17 protein-coding genes and 1 pseudogene are annotated in these 17,983 nt (G+C 44.8%); 11 read left to right on the top strand and 7 right to left on the bottom strand.

Features of this window, described 5'->3' with window-relative positions:
* The first annotated feature begins 25 nt into the window (after positions 1-25).
* From D0A34_01435 to D0A34_01410, 6 genes are all read left to right on the top strand, one after another.
* A complete protein-coding gene (locus tag D0A34_01435) occupies positions 26-220 on the top strand; it encodes a DUF433 domain-containing protein (protein ID UNU17695.1) in 195 nt (64 codons plus the stop codon).
* A 318-nt stretch (positions 221-538) separates the two neighbouring features.
* Positions 539-1,306, top strand: a complete 768-nt coding sequence (locus D0A34_01430) for a hypothetical protein (protein UNU17694.1) — start codon at positions 539-541, stop codon at positions 1,304-1,306.
* Between the two features lie 259 nt (positions 1,307-1,565).
* Entirely contained in the window at positions 1,566-1,724 is a 159-nt protein-coding gene (locus D0A34_01425) for a rubredoxin (GenBank protein ID UNU17693.1), read from the top strand.
* A 12-nt stretch (positions 1,725-1,736) separates the two neighbouring features.
* Complete coding sequence (locus D0A34_01420) at positions 1,737-2,996, top strand: NAD(P)/FAD-dependent oxidoreductase (protein ID UNU17692.1); 1,260 nt, start codon at positions 1,737-1,739, stop codon at positions 2,994-2,996.
* Between the two features lie 61 nt (positions 2,997-3,057).
* Positions 3,058-3,792 carry a hypothetical protein gene (locus tag D0A34_01415; GenBank protein UNU17691.1) on the top strand — a complete coding sequence of 245 codons (735 nt, stop codon included), beginning with the start codon at positions 3,058-3,060 and terminating at the stop codon, positions 3,790-3,792.
* 132 nt (positions 3,793-3,924) lie between these two features.
* Positions 3,925-4,698 (top strand): class II aldolase/adducin family protein, encoded by a 774-nt coding sequence (locus tag D0A34_01410; GenBank protein UNU17690.1) that lies wholly within the window; start codon positions 3,925-3,927, stop codon positions 4,696-4,698.
* A gap of 111 nt (positions 4,699-4,809) precedes the next feature.
* On the opposite strand, the pseudogene D0A34_01405 reads toward D0A34_01410, so the two are convergent.
* From D0A34_01405 to D0A34_01390, 4 genes and pseudogenes are all read right to left on the bottom strand, one after another.
* Positions 4,810-5,691, bottom strand: a pseudogene (locus D0A34_01405) (Rpn family recombination-promoting nuclease/putative transposase).
* 39 nt (positions 5,692-5,730) lie between these two features.
* Positions 5,731-6,477 (bottom strand): HEAT repeat domain-containing protein, encoded by a 747-nt coding sequence (locus D0A34_01400; protein UNU17689.1) that lies wholly within the window; start codon positions 6,475-6,477, stop codon positions 5,731-5,733.
* Between the two features lie 330 nt (positions 6,478-6,807).
* A complete protein-coding gene (locus tag D0A34_01395; GenBank protein UNU17688.1) occupies positions 6,808-7,344 on the bottom strand; it encodes a GNAT family N-acetyltransferase in 537 nt (178 codons plus the stop codon).
* A 4-nt stretch (positions 7,345-7,348) separates the two neighbouring features.
* Entirely contained in the window at positions 7,349-7,552 is a 204-nt protein-coding gene (locus D0A34_01390) for a hypothetical protein (GenBank protein ID UNU17687.1), read from the bottom strand.
* Positions 7,553-7,687: 135 nt separating this feature from the next.
* Between D0A34_01390 and D0A34_01385 the strand changes: the two genes are divergently transcribed.
* Positions 7,688-9,049, top strand: coding sequence for a calcium-binding protein (locus D0A34_01385; GenBank protein ID UNU17686.1), 1,362 nt, complete (start codon positions 7,688-7,690; stop codon positions 9,047-9,049).
* Between the two features lie 215 nt (positions 9,050-9,264).
* Positions 9,265-10,623 (top strand): calcium-binding protein, encoded by a 1,359-nt coding sequence (locus D0A34_01380; GenBank protein UNU17685.1) that lies wholly within the window; start codon positions 9,265-9,267, stop codon positions 10,621-10,623.
* A 212-nt stretch (positions 10,624-10,835) separates the two neighbouring features.
* On the opposite strand, the gene D0A34_01375 is transcribed toward D0A34_01380, so the two are convergent.
* Both D0A34_01375 and D0A34_01370 read right to left on the bottom strand, forming a co-directional pair.
* Positions 10,836-12,200 (bottom strand): MFS transporter, encoded by a 1,365-nt coding sequence (locus tag D0A34_01375; protein UNU17684.1) that lies wholly within the window; start codon positions 12,198-12,200, stop codon positions 10,836-10,838.
* 128 nt (positions 12,201-12,328) lie between these two features.
* On the bottom strand, positions 12,329-14,893 hold the full coding sequence (locus D0A34_01370) for an adenine methyltransferase (GenBank protein UNU17683.1): 2,565 nt from the start codon (positions 14,891-14,893) through the stop codon (positions 12,329-12,331).
* Between the two features lie 107 nt (positions 14,894-15,000).
* On the opposite strand from D0A34_01370, the gene D0A34_01365 reads away from it, so the two are divergent.
* From D0A34_01365 to dcm, 3 genes are all read left to right on the top strand, one after another.
* Positions 15,001-15,243, top strand: coding sequence for a CopG family transcriptional regulator (locus tag D0A34_01365; protein ID UNU17682.1), 243 nt, complete (start codon positions 15,001-15,003; stop codon positions 15,241-15,243).
* Positions 15,233-15,514 (top strand): type II toxin-antitoxin system RelE/ParE family toxin, encoded by a 282-nt coding sequence (locus D0A34_01360; GenBank protein UNU17681.1) that lies wholly within the window; start codon positions 15,233-15,235, stop codon positions 15,512-15,514. Before D0A34_01365 ends, D0A34_01360 begins: the two co-directional genes overlap by 11 nt.
* A gap of 122 nt (positions 15,515-15,636) precedes the next feature.
* On the top strand, positions 15,637-16,821 hold the full coding sequence (dcm, locus tag D0A34_01355; GenBank protein UNU17680.1) for a DNA (cytosine-5-)-methyltransferase: 1,185 nt from the start codon (positions 15,637-15,639) through the stop codon (positions 16,819-16,821).
* On the opposite strand, the gene D0A34_01350 is transcribed toward dcm, so the two are convergent.
* On the bottom strand, positions 16,818-17,948 hold the full coding sequence (locus D0A34_01350) for a hypothetical protein (GenBank protein ID UNU17679.1): 1,131 nt from the start codon (positions 17,946-17,948) through the stop codon (positions 16,818-16,820). The genes dcm and D0A34_01350 overlap by 4 nt on opposite strands.
* Between the last annotated feature and the right edge of the window lie 35 nt (positions 17,949-17,983).

Raw genomic sequence — 17,983 nt, 5'->3', positions numbered from 1 at the left:
TAAAGTTAACTCAATCGAGGTAAATATGACAACTGCCGTTGATATTGGAACGCTAATTGTCAGCACGCCGGGAACTGGCGACTGCCGCCCCCGCATCCCCAAAACCCGAATAACCGTAAAAAATATTGCTATTGATTTTAATGCTGGGCTGCCTCCAGAAAAAATCTTTGATGAAAAACCGCATTTGACTCGATCGCAAATTTATGGTGTAGTAGCCTAATATTAGGCGAAGCCAGACAAGTTGACGCAGATATAGCAGCCGACAACGCTGATGAAAAGCGCTTGTAATCGGAATGTACGATAAATTTAAGCCGTTAAAATAGGGTAAAATAGCAATAGTTAAAAGGTTAGATTGTATCTATATAACTGTCTCTAATAGATGAGCAATCGCACTTCAAAAAATCTTTAAGTCTTTTGATAGATCCTCAAAGTATATCCTAGAAATCGACCTCTATCTCGCGGTCGATGCGCTTGCCCTACCGTGTCTTCCTATACTGAACACTATCAAAACTAATCGACCAATCATCAAGGAGGAAAAATGACCGAGGAATATTTAGCCGAACGCACAGTTTCAGCCGTATTTAAGGAAGAAGAACAATTAGACGGCGTAATTCGGCGGTTGCTCGATCGCGGAGTTTCCCGCGACCACATCTCAGTAATGGGAAAAAACTTTCAATCTAAAACTAAAATTGCCGGCTTTATTACTAAAAAAGATGTGATATTAGGCGGTCTGCGAAGCGGGGCGATTTTTGGTTCCTTATTCGGTTCTTTTTTGGCTTTGCTAACTGGCGTCGGCCTGCTGGTTATTCCCTTTGTCGGTACAGTAGTCTCGGCGGGCCCGCTGGGTGCTGCACTGTTGGGTGCAGCTAGCGGGGCGATCGCAGGTTCGGCCGGTGCTGGTCTAGTTTCCGCTTTAGTCACTTTGGGAATGCCCGAAGACAAAGCAACTATCTATCAAACCCGCGTTGAAGCAGGCGAATTTCTCGTGATGGCAGAAGTTGCCGCAGATAAATCAGGCGAATTTCAACTCTTGCTAGAAAGTGCAGGTGGCGAAGAAGTTTCAGTTAGCGAGATGACCCTGCCGCGCGCCGTTAAAGGTCGCTGCAATAGTCCGGCAGATTTGTCTCCAGAAGCGCGATCGCACCTGTCGGAAGCAGCTCAAAAAACCTTTATGGAATCCTACAACGCCGCATTTGACGAAAGCAACGACTCGATACAAGCGGAACACACCGCTTGGGACGCCATTCACCAGCAGTACGAAGAAGATGAAAGCGGCGTTTGGACTAAGCCTTTAGCGAAAGTCTAGTCTTCCAATCGCAGTAAACTAATAAAAAATACAATCTAGCCTCTAGAACTGCGGTTCTGGAGGCTTTGACGATTTGAGACTTGAGATTTTATAATTGTGCAAGACTTAATGAGATTTTAAATTTTAGATTTGTGAAAAATTAAATTTTTAATAATTTGGGAAGGGTCGAAAGTCTCATTACTTTTTGAAAGTGGTATTGCACTAGGTTGCGTTGTCAAGTACAATCTATAGGCTTACAATATAAAATTGAGTTAAGCAAATGCAAAAATACGTTTGTACAGTTTGCAATTACGTCTACGATCCAGAAGTAGGCGACCCCGACGGAGACATAGCTCCCGGTACACCCTTTGAAGATATCCCCGACGATTGGGTTTGTCCCACTTGCGGGGCGAAAAAATCCGATTTTCAACCAGAATAAGCGAGAAATAATTTGTCCGATCGAATGCTCAAAATTACAGTTATAGGTGGCGGTGCTGCTGGTTTTTTTAGTGCAATTACCTGTGCCAAAACCTACCCGCAGGCCCGCGTCACTTTACTAGAAGCTGGCCGGCAACTTCTGGCAAAAGTTCGCATCTCTGGTGGCGGGCGCTGCAACGTTACTCACGCTTGTTTTGATCCCGGTATTTTAGTGCAGAATTACCCCAGAGGTGGAAAAGCTCTGCGCGGTGCTTTTACTCGATTTCAACCGCGCGATACTGTAGAATGGTTTGCAGGTCACGGTGTGAAGTTGAAAACAGAAGAAGACGGCCGAATGTTTCCGACCACCGACGATTCGGGGACAATTGTTAACTGTTTGATCCGGGCGGCTGAGGATGCAGGCGTAAAAATTCGCACCGGCGATGCAGTAGTTTCTGTAAAGAAATTAACAGGAAATACGGCAGAGGGCGAACACGGAGACACCGCCCCTAGTTTTGAAATTGAGTTGAAATCCGGGGAGAAATTGAAGTGCGATCGCATTCTTCTCGCTACAGGCAGCAATCCTTCGGGTTATAAGTGGGCAAAAGAGTTAGGTAATACTGTAGAACAGCCCGTTCCTTCTCTATTTACTTTTAATATTTCCGACAGCAGAATCAAAGAATTAGCTGGAATTTCTGTTCCTAATGCTAAGGTGAAATTGCCGGGAGCTAAATTAGAACAAAGCGGGCCTTTGCTAATTACTCACTGGGGTTTAAGCGGGCCTGCTGTACTGAAACTTTCGGCTTGGGGTGCGAGATTTTTGCACGATCGCCATTATAAAACATCTGTGCTGATTAATTGGCTTCCCCAGTACAATGCGGAAGTTTTGCGGCAGCAACTGCTAGCGGTTAAGTCGCAGTTGTCGCACCGATTGATTGTCTCTAGCTGTCCGTTTCCGGTGCCGCGCCGCCTCTGGGAACGTTTGACAAGTTCGATCGGCATTGATGAGCAAAAACGCTGGGCAGACTTATCTAACAAAACCCTCGATCGCCTCCTGCAAGAACTCGTTCAAGGCGAATATCAGATTGCCGGAAAAGGGGCATTTAAGGAAGAGTTCGTCACCTGCGGCGGTGTCAACCTCAAAGAAGTCGATTTTAAGACAATGGAAAGTCGCCGCTGTCCCGGACTTTTCTTTGCTGGCGAAATCTTGGATATCGACGGCGTGACGGGCGGTTTCAACTTCCAAAGTGCTTGGACTACGGCGTGGTTGGCCGGTTTGGCGATCGGCAAATGAACTCGATTTAGACGGGCAATTATTAAATTTTGTGTTATTTTTGAATTAAGAGGCACAAAATGTGATTTCTGTTGAGCCTGTAGAAGAAATTCGCAGTTTTGCCTCCTTCCACATCGGGGTCAAACACATGAAAAACTTTAAGCTGAAAACCCTAAAATTCCCGAACCCCACTGACAGCCATCTGGACTCACCTTTGATAGAAAAAAATGGCTTGGTGGAACTTAACCCAAAATTTACAAATCCTGAATTTTTAACCAACTGGATTTTTGAGACAAACCTGTACGGCGAAGCAGTTTCAATCGACCACTTTGTCATCACATTTCCCACCCGAACCGAACTCGAAAACTACGCCGCATCTTTCCGCCCTTTCGGCGCCAAAACAGTTGAAGGCCCCGACTTGTTCCCGCTCAACTTTTGTGCGGAAAACATTAATGTTCCCTCCGACTTGTGGCTGCATTTAATGACCTTATTAATGCCAGCAGGCGGCTTAGTAGTATTAGATGCGCCCCACGCAGCCGGCGACCAAACAGACCGCTTCCAGCAAGAAAGAGGATTAGAAGCAGTTCACCACGTCGCGATTCGAGTGGAAAACGTGCAGAATGCTGCTAAAATATGGCAAAACAAAAACTTTAAACCGCTATCAGAACGTCCTTTAAACTCCGGCTCATTAACCCAGTGGTTTCTGCAAAACCCCGCCGGACAAATCATCGAATTAATAGAACGTCGCCCCGGCAACAACGCTACCTTTGACTGCAAAAACATAGCAGGTTTGCGCCTCAGTGAAATCGCAGTTTAGTAAGGCAGGCAAGATGCCTGACCCACAGTTCCCAATTCAAATTTCCCAATTCAAAATTTATCTCGTTCCCAGTCTCTGACTGGGAATGCCGATTCGGAGGCTCTGCCTCCTGTCTTTTCACTAATAAAATATATGGTTGCCCTAAAAATCCCAAAAGTCACTTTTCAACCCCCAACATTCAACTCACTTGAAGAAGAACGCCGCCACCGCAAACAGCGTTTAGCCGCCGCATTCCGATTATTTGCCCGCTTCGGATTCAGCGAAGGAGTCGCCGGACATATCACCGTCCGCGACCCCGAACACCTCGACCATTTTTGGGTCAATTCCTTTGGAATGCACTTTAGTTTAATTCGAGTCAGCGACCTAATTTTAGTCAACCACAAAGGCGAAGTTGTTGAAGGAAATAAACCCGTAAACGAAGCAGCATTTGCCATTCATTCCCAAGTGCACAGCGCCCGCCCCGACGTAATCGCAGCAGCCCACGCTCATTCTCCCTACGGCAAAAGTTGGTCGAGTTTGGGCCGCCTGCTTGACCCGCTGACGCAAGATGCTTGTTCTTTTTATGAAGACCAAGCTTTATTTGACGATTACACCGGAGTTGTTTTGGAAATCGAAGAAGCTAAACGCATTGCCAAAACTTTAGGTGAGAAAAAAGCCGTTATCTTACAAAATCACGGACTGTTAACAGTAGGTCAAACAGTAGATGAAGCGGCTTGGTGGTTTATTTCAATGGAACGTTCTTGTCAAGCGCAGTTAATGGCCGAAGCTGCGGGAAAACCAATTCTCATCCAGCCAGAATGTGCGCGTTTGACACAGCAACAAGTAGGGTCTCACCGCATGGGATGGTTTAGCTTTCAACCCCTTTATGACATGATAGTGCGCCGGGAACCCGACTTATTAGATTAGAACCTCGGCGGTTGAAACCGCTACTACACAAACACAGCCCGCCTGTGGCTAATAAAGAATGAAGGGGGTATTAAAGCCTAATTTAGTATCAGGAGTGCAAAAGTTATAAATTCATGCTGAAGCCGATTCCCACCAAGCTATCAAATCCTCTTGACTGGTAAAATCTAGCAATATTTCTCCTAAATTATCCAATTGTTCGGGATATAGCTGCTGGATGCGAGTTTTAATTTCGGCGAAATTTCACCAGTCGGCGCACGAGTAGACGCAGGATTAATGCTGTTTGCCCCTCAATTATGCCTTCTTGGTGGCTTTTAAGAATAGCACCGCGCTGGTCTTCAAAAAACATTTCCCGCTTTTCCAATTCCTCAAATTCCTTAAGGGTTAAATTAGTTCTGCTGGCGATGGAGAAAGCTGTGTGAATTTCGGGAATTGATGTAAATTTTTCAGGAATTGCATCGAATAGGGGAGCATTTTTGATAAAATAAATCCAGCTTTGAATTATGTTTTCGACTTGTTCTAGTTCTTTGTTAAACTTGGGCAGTTCGACAAACACTAATTCGATTTCTCTGTTATAATACTCGAAGTTTTCTTCGAGATCTTTAAATACAAAAGGGGTGAGAAACTTTTCGATATTTTCAAACCGAATAAAATCAGTAATTGTTAAAGCAATTAAAGGATTTAATTTAGAGTATCCTTCCCTGGGTCTGAGTAGAGTTGGGTAGTTTGGGCGGCATTGGAAACTACCCGTTTAGTAAAAGCTTCTACATTTATTACTTGCATTTCGATTATCACAGTTTTGTTGCCTGTAATTTTGGCTTTAACATCCAGGTAAGTGTCTTTTAATCCAGTAACGCTCGGCGCGGCGTAAGGGCCAATAATTTCTAAGTCTTCAATGGTTGGCTGTGCGTCATACAGCATAGCATTGAGGAAGCTAATCAAAATGTCTTTGCTCTGGGGTAAACCAAATTCGGTCTTAGGATTGATGAAATTGATAATTGAGAATTAGTAAGTGGTGTTTAATTGTTAATGATATCACAAAAGTCCTTCCATTTCTAAATCTTCAATTATCTGCAATCCGCGCGGGTCGCCGACTCGCAAGAGCGAAGATTTAGCATCTTCCCGCACGCCCATGTCTTCATCTTCTTCTAAAGCTTCAATCAAACCGTCGATCGCCCCAGCGTACACTATATTATTCGGTAATTCGCGAGCCAGTTGCCCGATCGCCCAAGCGCAGTTGCTCCGCACTGCAGATACAGAATCTCCGCGCAGCGCTTCAATCAACGGCGGAATCGCAGCAATCACCACAGAGTAACCAACTTTTGCCATTTGACCCAGAGAACTCGCCGCCCACAAACGCACCGCCGAAATATCAGTTTTCAGAGCATCAATTAAAGATGGCAAAGTGCGGTGGTCGCTGCAATTTCCCAGGGCCCAAACTACCCCTTTGCGAACGTAACCGTTCCAGTCGCAGTTAAGCTGAAGAATCAGCGGTTCCACAGCATCGGGACTCGGATTTCGCCCCAACGCATAAGCTGCGCTCACCCGCACCAAGGGGCAACCGTCTCTCAACAAATTAATTAAATGCGAAATTGCTCGATCGTCCTGCAGTTCGCAAAAAGCCCGCGCCGCAATCATCCGGTGCTGAGGTTCCGGGGATTCCAGCAAAGGCAGCATTTCCTCGGGATCTGGCAGCGGGGGTTCGGATTCATAAATTTGATCCAAAGGGCTTTCCAGTTCCGTGTCAGTATCAAGGGCGTTGGAGTAGTCGTTATTGTTCATAAAAAAACTTTACCGCACAGAGGATGCTCCTAAGCAACTCAGTCAGCACTCAGCAGTCAATAATTGTAGGGTGCACGCGCAGTACCTTACTACAAACAAATACCTCTGCTGTCACCTCAGTTGGTAGCGAGGACTTCAGTCCTCACAATTGCTGTCACCTAAGTTTGTAGTGAGGACTGAAGTCCTCATAATTTGGATGAATCAGGACTAAAATCCTTACTACAAACCAATATCTCTGCTGTTACTTAAGTTGGTAGTGAGGACTGAAGTCCTCATAATTGGGATGAATCAGGGCTTTAGCCCTGATTCCAAACCAGTAGAATTTATATTTTAAAGGGATTTGAGCATCGAGAGGGAATGACTTTGATATCCTAATTTTTGATAGAGATTCACCGCAGGCTGATTGCTCACAAATACTTGCAAACCAATTTGCCTATCGCCCCTTTCCCGCGCCCAATTTTCAGCATGAATAACTAAAGCTGCACCCACTCCTAGACGGCGATGTTCCGGTGCTACGTACAGCAAAAAAATGTGAGCGTAGCGTTCTCCCGTGGTTTGGTCGATCGCATTTCCCAACCACAAACATCCGACAACCGATGTTAGATTTTGGACTTGAGATTGGGGATTGAGATACTGCGAGGGAAGCGCCGGCAAAATTTCTGCCTCTTCTTGGCTGTTTTTCTGGCACTCTACCCACCAAACCGGCGTCTGGTTAGAAAAATACTGCTCGACAGTTTGAGCCAAATGTCCCAATTCGCCATTGGGGTAAAGCTCTTGGTATGTCCGGTGCATAAACTTTACCAGTTTTGCTCGATCGAGTCCCGATCCTGAGCGCAGCCGATAGCCCGGTATTAGTTGACCAGACATCAGCTCACCGGACACCGAAAGCGGAATAATTTAGCCCCAAGAAAATTGGATTCACTACTGCCGCTTGCTTTTGGGGGATCGCTTCCTCAATCGGCGCCGGGGCAGCCATGTCAGCAGGCAAAAAGATGCGAGCGCTGACTGCTACCAGAGCCAGGAAAAATACTAATATCGCTATAAATGGAGCAATGTATTGACGAATGATAGCCATAACCGCAAAAACTTAATTCTTGAGTTGATATTATCAAGTGTACCATACAAATCTTGTCAGCTATAATGGCTGCCATTGGACAATTAGCTCAAGCCTGAGCGATCGCCAATACCAACAAACAGAAAAGATAATATTATGAGTGCCTCGCCTGCTGTTTATGAAGCTCTGGCTAAATCAATTGTTTTTTTGAATCAAAAGCCAAGCGCAGCCAATGAAGTTTCGCGTTTCCTAGATACTAATGGCTACTATATCGATCGCATATTCGACGACCCAGAAACAAACTTTTATGCGATCGGGTTCGGTTCCTCCAATCCTGAAAACCCGCCCGCCCTCGTATTTAAAGGTACAGACTTCATCGACGGCGACCCTATCTTTTCCGACTCCCGAGACATTGGTTTACCTGAATTTGAAAAGAACAAAGATAATATCAAAAACTGGCTAACAGAAATCGGTCAAGATACAGGTAAAAACCCCAGCAAATTATTGCCCGATGTCATCGGGCACAGTTGGGGCGGAGCAGTCGCTCAAATTGTAGCAACCGAATACACATCTCTGACCGGCGATATCTTTACTTTCAACTCTCCGGGAGTGTCAGCGAGTACATTCACCAGTTTTCGGAGAAATCTCAGCAGGGCAGGCAACAAAAATGTCACTCACTACATTGTCAGCGGAGATGTAGTTAGCTTGTTTGGGGAAGCATTTATTCCGGGTAAAGTATTTATCCAAAGTTTTACAGACCCGAGTATTAATCCCTTAACTGTTTTGGCAAAACATCGAGCTGAAAATTTGTTAACTACTCCGCCCGTGGGTTTTTTGCAGAGGCAAATTTCCGTAGAACAATTAAACAGTCCCGAATTTACTTATAACAACGACTCGGATTTTAACGAATTTATCGCTGCCCTAAATTTTCCCTTGGCCAATGTGTCAATCCCAATCAGAACCAGAGGCGGTGCAGAGGGTTTGAGAACAGCACCAGAATTTTCTTTCGTGCAGTTAATCAGACAAATGCAATACGGTTTAGCTCCCTTACAACCGAATTACTTATCAGGGGACGATCGCAACAATACTGCTACCGGCGGCCCTGGAGAGGATACAGTTATCGGCAATCGCGGTAACGATACTCTCAGAGGCAATCGAGGTAATGACAGCATCACTGGTGGTGATGGCGACGACTTCTTGTACGGTGGCAGAGATAACGATTATTTGGAGGGTGGCGACGGAAACGATTTGGTTTCCGGCGAGTTTGGCAACGATTTTTTAATTGGTGGTGCGGGGCGCGATCGCTTTGTATTGGAATCCGGCGGCGGAGAAGATGTGATTTTAGATTTTCAAGATAGTGAAGATTTAATTACACTGTCGAGGGGTCTAACTTTTCCTCAAATTAGAGTAACCCAAGCGGGTGACGGAGCTTTAATTACTATCCCGATTACTGGTGAAGTTCTTGCTACTCTCAGAGGCGTAGTGGCAAGCGATATTACGCGGGTAGATTTTGTATAGCTTTAGAGCGAGAAAAATTTGTAGTTTTGGTAGCGCGAAACCCGGGTGGGTTTTGTAGCGATATTGTTGTTTTTAACAAAAAAATGGCGCTTGAATTCCCCCTAAAAAGCTACTAAAAATGACCCATTAATATGGTTAATAAACGAAGTTTATTGTAAACTTAGTTAAGTAGCTGAAAAACTAATTCCCCATCAAACGACAGGAAATAAAAAAATATGCCCTCATCCCCCGCCGCTTACGAAACTATAGCCAAGCAACTTGTTTACATAGATAACAACCCCCAGTCTCAAACCTTAGTTCAAACAGGTTTGAGCGCTGCTGGCTACCAAATTGATCGCACTTTTGACGATCCGGCGACTGGATTTCACGCGATCGGCTTAATTTCCACTACCCCAGACAAACCGCCCCTTTTGGTATTTCGGGGCACCGACTCGCCCGTAGACGATCTTGCCAACGCAGACCCGCGCGGCGCCGGTTTCAACCAATTTGAAGCCAACAAACAAGCATTAGGAAATTGGTTGACAGAAATCAGTCAAGATACAGCCAAAAACCCCAGCCGCTTGCCACCAGACCTTCTCGGACACAGCTTGGGCGGCGCCATAACGCAACTAGCCGCCACTGAATTTACCTCTACTATCGGAGATGTTGTCACCTTCAATTCTCCCGGAGTTGATCAGAACACTGTCAATACATTCAAGCAGAAAGTCGGTGCCGGAAAAAATGTAACTCACTACATCGTTAGCGGCGATTTTGTGAGTTTGGGAGGAGAAGCTTTTCTCCCAGGAAAAGTAGTTCTTCAAACATTTACTAACCCGATTATTGACCCGCTACTTGTCTTAGACAAGCACACCCAAAGCGGTTTGTTAAGTTCTCCTCCTCCCGGCTTGACTCAGACTGAAATCTCTGTAGACCAGTTGAACCGCCCGGATTTCACTTTCACAGATTCCGATTATTTAGAGCTGTTAGCTGGCTTAGACTTTGCACTGCCTGCCTTGGGAACATCGCTGGAATCGCGCAGCAGTTTAGAGCAATTAAGAACCACTCCGGGAACCTCCTTTTTAGGAAACGTTGTGGCAATGAAAACTGCTCTCGGTCCATCCCAAATTAATAATTTAGTCGGCGATGGTGCCAACAATACAGCCTCTGGTTTTGCAGGGGAGGATATTATCACTGGCAATGCAGGAAACGACAGTCTCAGCGGTAACCAAGGCAACGATATTATCAGCGGTGGCACCGGCAACGACCAGCTATTAGGTGGCAAAGGGGATGACAATTTGAGCGGGGGAGAAGGAGACGATACGCTCATTGGCGCAGGGGGTACAGATCTCTTAATTGGTGGCGCTGGACGCGACGTATTGGTGTTAGGAGTAGGTGCCGGTACAGATACACTTGTAGACTTTCAAAAGGGTCAAGATTTAATGGGTTTGAGCGGAGGTTTGACCTTCAACCAACTGAGAGTTACTGAAGGCGATTTTTCAACGACGATTGAAATTGCCCGTAACGGCCAACTTCTTGCCAGTATTCCTAGCATTCTAAGTAGTCCGCTAACAGCCACTGATTTTATTGCGATTTAGTTGGGCGCTGGCAATACAGATATTCCGTAGGGACACAACAATGTTGTGTCCTTATTTTATCTTATGAAGGCACGCACAATTTATACCAGTTAGTGATTAAAAACATCCATATTCCTGTAGGGGCAGGTTCGGCTGAATATCGAAAAAGTAGTGCAGATATTGGTAAACCCACCCCCGCCCGAATCTTATAGTTATAACGACCGGACTTGATATTAATCGAAATCGTCCAGTCCAGGCCTGGGCATGGATGCTAATTTTTTCTCATCTTCTAGGGGCAGAAAGAAAATGGTTAGCATACCGGGAATCACAGCCAGCGCGCTCATCAAAAAATAATTTTGATAGCCGAGATTCGCCTGCAAGTAGCCGCTAAAAACGCCAGGAATCAGCACTCCGGCGGCCATGAAGGCGGTTGTAATCGCGTAGTGGGATGCTTCGTATTCCGGGCGGACAGTCCGCATCAAGAACACTGTATAGGCAGCTACGCCCAGTCCATAGGTAAATTGCTCGATCGAATTTACAGCATAAGCCCATTCAATCCCCGGTTGATTGATTGCCAACAGCCAATACAGCACGTTAGTTGAATTTTGCAGAATTGCCGTCGGCCACATCCATTTTTTCAATCCTTGTTTGGCAATCAAATAGCCGCCCAGCAACCCTCCAATTAACAGAAATATTACCCCGATCGTACCCGATAACAGACCCATGTCCGATGTAGAAACTGCTAATCCTCCTTTCTCCACTTTATCCATTAAAAATGGCGGAGCCATTTTAAACGTCAAGGCATCGCCCAAGCGAAAAATCAAGACATAAGTCACAATCCAACCAATTTTATCTTGCTGAAAATAAGTTTTAAATGCTTCGAGAAAGCTTGTTGTTTGTTGGGGGGCGTCGGATTCCAGAGCGTAATTTCTAGGATAGGGAAGATACCACCGCTGAAAGAGATATATCAGCACAAACATAATCGCACACATGCCAAAGGCTGTCGCCCATCCGTAGTTAAGCGCAGACACGCTAAAAGAGGAACCGAAAAGTGACAGCGGAATGTCTTGATATATTTTGGTGTCGCCTGTATTTCCGGTGACTAAATGGTTTTCGGCCAGTTTCCCGGCTAAGAACACCAATACACCGCTACCGGCAATGACAGCACCTCTATAAGCGGTGTTGCGAACCCCGACAAACAAGGCTTGCTGGTCTTTATTGAGAGTGTTTAAATAAAATCCGTCAATGGCGATGTCGTGAGTAGCGGACACAAAGGCGATCGCCGTAAAGATCACAAGTGATATAATAATCGGTGTCGGCGTCAATACACCAAAAGCTAGGAAAGCAAACAGAAAAGCACAAATGATTTCGGTTGTTAAAATCCATTTGCGTTTTGTGAAATACAAATCAACGACGGGTCCCCACAAACCTTTTAAAACCCAAGGAAAAGACAACAGACTTGTCAATCCGATGAGTTCGTTGCTGGTTCCCATACCTTTCAAAAAAATCACCGACATTAAATTAACGACGGTGTAAGGGAGACCTTGAGCGAAGTATAATACTGATACCCACAATCCAGCGTTATGCTTTTTTTCCATTGCAGAGATATTTTACCTAGTTACTTATTTGATTTACTGAGTGCGATCGACAATTCCGGTCAATTAAACCGCTTGCATCACAGTATATGTCATTCCGATGCCAGCGGCAGCCATATAAACAGTGTATTTTAGCATCCTTCTGACTCACAAATATTTTCATTTTTGGAATAAGCCTGCAAAAGATGTTCTCCGTTAAAATGAACCAGGTGAGTAGCGTCTTCTGCTACCCAGACATCAGTTTCCCAGGAAATATCAGATAGATATTCCGCCATTGCCTTGCGGCTGAGGAAAGCTGTCACCATCACCAGAGGTACTGTCGAACTTCTAAAAAGATTCTCAAGCTCTGTTTTGCGTTTTGGATTAATCGGGCCGTGAGAAGTAACAGCTTCAATCAACACCAACCAGTTTTTTTCTGTGAAGTGAACAATTACATCTGGCATCTTACCGTGAGCATCGACTGTAACCCCTAATGCAGTTAGCGATGCTTCATTGAAATGAGCAAACTTCTCATCGGTATCTCCGACATAAAGGAGGCTGCCAGCAGGAGTAAATCGCTCAGCAAACTCACTGACAATCTTTGATATTAAGACGTTATGACCTCCTGGCGAAAGAGTTTTTACATCACCTGCGATTGTAATTGGGATTCGCGCCATTTCTCGCTCTTGTGCATATCGTTTCTTCAGCGTTTCGACGGAGGCGAGGTAAGCGCGAACATTCTTGTCCCAATCATAAGTGCCATAGGTTCGCAGTAGTTCCAAAGCACTTTCTTCTATCTGATATGCAGTTTTTGGACTATTCACCGGACGTTCGGGACTGTCAGGATTAACAACAATTAAACCTGCATCTAGAAACTGATGCACAGTCTGGCGGCGCACAGTTTCCCGCGTATTTGGTGCATATTTTTTACCGTACTGCTGCTCCATAAATTCCATAATTGGTGTGATTCCCCGAAGTGGAGATTTTGCCAATTCCCAAGCATCCTTTGGCTTGAGGTCAAGCAAAGCCAGAAGGGTTAAGGCGGAACGTTCGTTAAGCTGACCTTTTGGAAAACCCAGCGCTGCAAGTATTTCTAGAGATTCATCAATACGGTTCTTGATTGTCATTGGGCTATTTTCTAACGGATTTGTCGCGTTCAGCAGTTGTCTCTCGACAAGTTGATCAATCTCCCGCTGTGTAGGAAATATTTCTCCTATTTGAGCGCCAAGTAAAAGTAATTGCTCTACATTAGGATACTTCAAAGTGCGTAAATCCGTAGCATTAACTTGAGTGTGTCCGTTGAACAGTCGGAAAAACGCATCTACCAAGCTCGAATTTAGATAAACAGCCAATCCCCGCGCGAGGGTGAGGTCTAATCCGCGTCCCTGTTGGTGAAAGTAATTCAAATGGTTCTCAAAACCCACGCTAGAACTATTAATTTTATTGGCATCCCAGACAACTGCAACAATTCGCTTTTTCTCTTCCTTTGACGAGAAGCGCTTGCTCAAAACATAATGTTCGTTAGGTACGAGGAGTGCAGCAGTTTTTTCCGTGACAGCTAAAGCTTGATGCTTTCTCGTTGCGGTGGGATATTCAACACCGCCAGCCGAGAAGTGTGCGGGATAAATCAGCGGAACTGTACCGTTCTCAGGTTTTAGCCGCAAGTCAGAGCGAACACGAAAATCTACAACTTTCCCGGTAGAAACTGTTAAACCTAATTCCTCTAGGGTGCAAGTAAATTGAGCCATTTGATCGACTACTTTCTGGCTGACCGAATCCGGTAGAATCCGAATAAATTGCTCGGAGTCTTTGGGATTAATTAGGGCGGTATAGGGCAGTTGGTGAGACAATACCAGGTCGTCGCCCACGCTGCTGCTTGAGGTAATTAGTACAGTATCTGGTGGTTCTATTTGTTTGGTGGCGCGAACAATAATAGTTTCTTGCAGCACCGCATCATCGCGAAATTGCAACTGTCGGGATTCAAAGATATGTACTTGGCGTAAAGCCATCATTTGAAGGAATACTTTGCGGAAATCTCGAAAGTATAAACCGTTGCAAAAGCTGCGGGGAGTAATCGACACTAATTCACCGTTTGGTTTGAGCAGGTGAGCAGCAGCAACTGTAAAACCAGCGTAGAGATTGCTGGTTTCTAGTCCTATAGAACGCAGCAAGGTTCGGGCTTGGGATTTAGCGTCTATCTTGGCATAGGGAGGATTGATAATTGCATGGGTAAATTCCAGTTTTACTGGTTGTGTAAATAGATTGGGCTGCAACATATCGGCGCTGTCTTGAATAAAATCTATTTCGCGAACCTCACAGGTAAAAGATATCCCAAAACGCTGACATTCAATACTGCATAATTCTAAAGTTTGCTTGAGGTATTCAATCAAAATAAGGTCTATTTCATAAGCTGTAACGTGCAGGCTGCGCGGTTTGTTTGGGCGCTGGCAAAGTTCGCAAACAACGGCTGCTAACAGGGAACCAATACCAGCACCAGCATCTAAAAGCGATATATCGGGACAGTTAAATTCAAACATTCCCGCCATCAAACTTGCGACTGAGGAAGGTGTTAAAAATTGTCCCTTTTCTCCTCTCTGGCTTTGCTGCAACTTTCGGGTTGCTTCTTGGCGCCAGCCATCTACTCGATCGAGTAAATTGCTTGCAGTTGAGTAGCTGTTACCCGGAAGGGCTAGGGTTTGAAAGTTCTGTACTATCATTTGTTCAAAAAGTGCGATCGCGAGTTCAGTTTATTTTCGCCAAAATAGGACTCTATACGCTATCATAGTACCAGTTTACTCTCTTCCCATAACAGCAAAGGGCAGCCATGAGTCAAGAAAGTTTTACATTTCTCCTTGATAGCGAAAAAAAAGAGGCGCTGAAGGCGATCGCTACTGTCACCGATCGCGATTTAACTTATGTTTTGAACGAAGCGATCGCTTCTTACCTGGACATCTATCAATGGCTGCTTGATGAGATTAATAAAGGCGTTGCCGAGGCCGAAGCTGGAGACTTTGCCAGCGATGATGAAGTTCAAGCAGTTTTTGCCAAATTGACTAATGAAAATTAAGTGGCTGCGACAAGCTTTGCGAAATCTAGAACAGGCTCACGCATATATTGTCAAAGACGATCCAGAAGCAGCAAGGCAATTAATTTTAAGGATTCAGAGTGCTGTAGGTCAACTCGCCGAATTTCCTTTTATGGGTCGAGTTGGTCGCGTAGAAGCTACTAGAGAACTTGTCATTTCCAATACCTCTTATCTCATCATCTATCGAGTAAAAGAAGAAAACGTAGAAATTCTCCGTATCCTTCACAGTTCAAGAAAGTATCCAGAAAATTAGGTGATGCTGCCGATCGCCAGTTCAGTTTATTTTCGCCCAAAATTTCACCGATGTGCGAAAATGTCAAGCGGACGCGAAAATCTACAACTTTCCCGGTGGAAACTATTAGGAGGTAGCTGACGATGACAAAAACTCAAACCAAGCGTTTTCCGCGTAGCCTTGACTTATTTTGCGGCATGGGAGGGTTAACTCTGGGTTTTAAACGTGCTGGCATCCAAGCGATCGGCGGCATAGATTACTGTGAAAACGCCAAACAAACTTTTGAACGCAACCTATCTCCCCTTCCGTGTCTGGTATCTGACTTAACGCAGACAACTGTTTCCGAAATAGAGGAATTCTTTAAAATTTCGGCAGCAGAAATCGACATTATTACGGGGGGAGCACCGTGCCAAGGATTCAGCACTGTTGGCAAGCGAGAGATAACAGATCCTCGCAATTCTTTATGGCGCAATTTTCGCGACTTGGTGGCTGAAATTCGTCCTGCTTATGTCATTATCGAGAATGTTGAAGGAATGCTGGTAATGCAGGGAGGCAAAGTGCGCGATTCAGTCATCGCTAGCTTTGCTGATATCGGCTATCACATGAAATGTCGCCTTTTAAAGGCGGCTGACTACGGCGTACCCCAACTGCGAAAACGTGCTTTTTTTATAGGTTGGCTTGATGGATTGCTGCCGCCTGAGTTTCCAGTGCCAATTTCTCACTATTATGTGACTGTAGCTGATGCCATTTCAGATCTACCGCCATTAAATGCTGGAGAAATATGTAAATCTTACCAGAGTATGCCACAAACTGACTATCAAATAGCTAGGCGCAAGACCGCCAACATACTGCTACATCACGAGGCTGCCAATCATTCACAAAAGTTAATTGAAATTCTGAAGTATATCCCAGATGGTGGAAACCGAAAGTCTATTCCCGATCGCCTTCAACCAGCCAGCGGTTTTCACAATAGCTATGCTCGACTAGCTAGTAATAAACCAGCTATTGCTGTAACATCTAACATGAGAAAACCTTCGTCTGCACGAGCTACTCATCCTAGTCAGCATCGAGGATTGACTGTCCGCGAAGGATTGAGGCTGCAATCTTTTGATGATGATTTTGAGGTTATGGGTTCGAGAACATCACAGTACCTTCAAGTCGGAAATGCCGTACCGCCACTACTAGGATTGGCGGTAGGCAAGGAAGTTGTCAAGGCTTATCAAAGCCACTCAGATGATGAAATTTTTAGAGCCCGATCGCAAAAAGTAAAGTCGCTCAATGCAGACTTAAAGTTTCCCATTCAGGTTGCTCTTGAAATCATAGTTTAACTTTGATAATAAGTAAGAGAGTTGTGTTCGGGATCTCGCTCGCCGATAAATGCCAGTAGCCTGGCAACAGCACTAGGATTCTGTTCAACGTGAGCAAGATAGTGAAGCATTTCATGCACTGCAGCATCCTGCTTTTGCCAATCCCAGATCCTCACGGATCTAATTAGCTCGTCTTGTGCGAACGAAATGATGCCGTCGTCGCTAAGTAGAGAACGCGCTTCGCTGTCTATGGAAAGTACAAAAGCCACGCCAAGAATTTGATTACCTGTTACTTGTTTCTGGAAACTTCCCAATTGTTGCTTGAGGTTTTTAAGCGAAATGTGGCAGTCTTTTACTTCTATTGATATTTCTAGATCCAGACCGTAATAACAGTCAATATCTCCAAAACGGCGCTGTCTGGACGACCCTGTTCGTACCTTATCAACGACAAAGCTGAGATGAGGCCGATCGGCTTTGAAATAGCCGCAAGCAATGGCTTGAAAAACTAAACCCCCATTCTCATCTGGATCGCTGCGCGGGTAATTGTTTATTATTTCGGGAAATAAACGAACTCGTAACGATTCTCTAGTAACAAATATGTTCTTTTGCAATCGTTCAAGACCAAAATCAATAAGTTTTTGGCAGAGTTGAAAGCGTCCAGACTCGGACAGACGAAAACAGAGAATCAGCAGGTCTTGAAACTTTTGCCATTGACCTGTATTGTAAACATAAGCACTGGGATATTTAGAACGATTTAGACTGTGAAAAAATTGAACAATTGACTCTTCTATACGTCGGATACCTACTTGAGTAGATTGAGCAAATTTTAAAGTTAGTGTATTTGCCTGTTGTTCTCCCCGTTCAGTGACAACTTGGTAACGTTTAAATAATTCTTCAATTGTAAGCTGCTCTCTTAATTCTTTGGCAGAGTCATCAACATTAGATAGACGCTGTGCGACGATCGCAAAATCAAGGGCAAGACCGAGGATATACTTCATCCGGGTAAATCGGCTACCTACGTATTCCAATACCTGTTGGATTATTATCTGTTCGCTATTTGCTACTTCGCCAGGCTCAAAGCCAGTCCCAAAGTGTGGCGAAAGAAGTTCTTGAATTGCTTCTATCTCACTATCAGTGCGTTCGTACATTGAAAAAATAGAGCGATCGTATACAAAATACCAGA

It is taken from the genome of Microcoleus vaginatus PCC 9802, from assembly GCA_022701275.1.
Taxonomy (GTDB): Bacteria; Cyanobacteriota; Cyanobacteriia; order Cyanobacteriales; family Microcoleaceae; genus Microcoleus; species Microcoleus vaginatus_A.
This window is presented reverse-complemented; position numbering and strand designations above follow the sequence as displayed.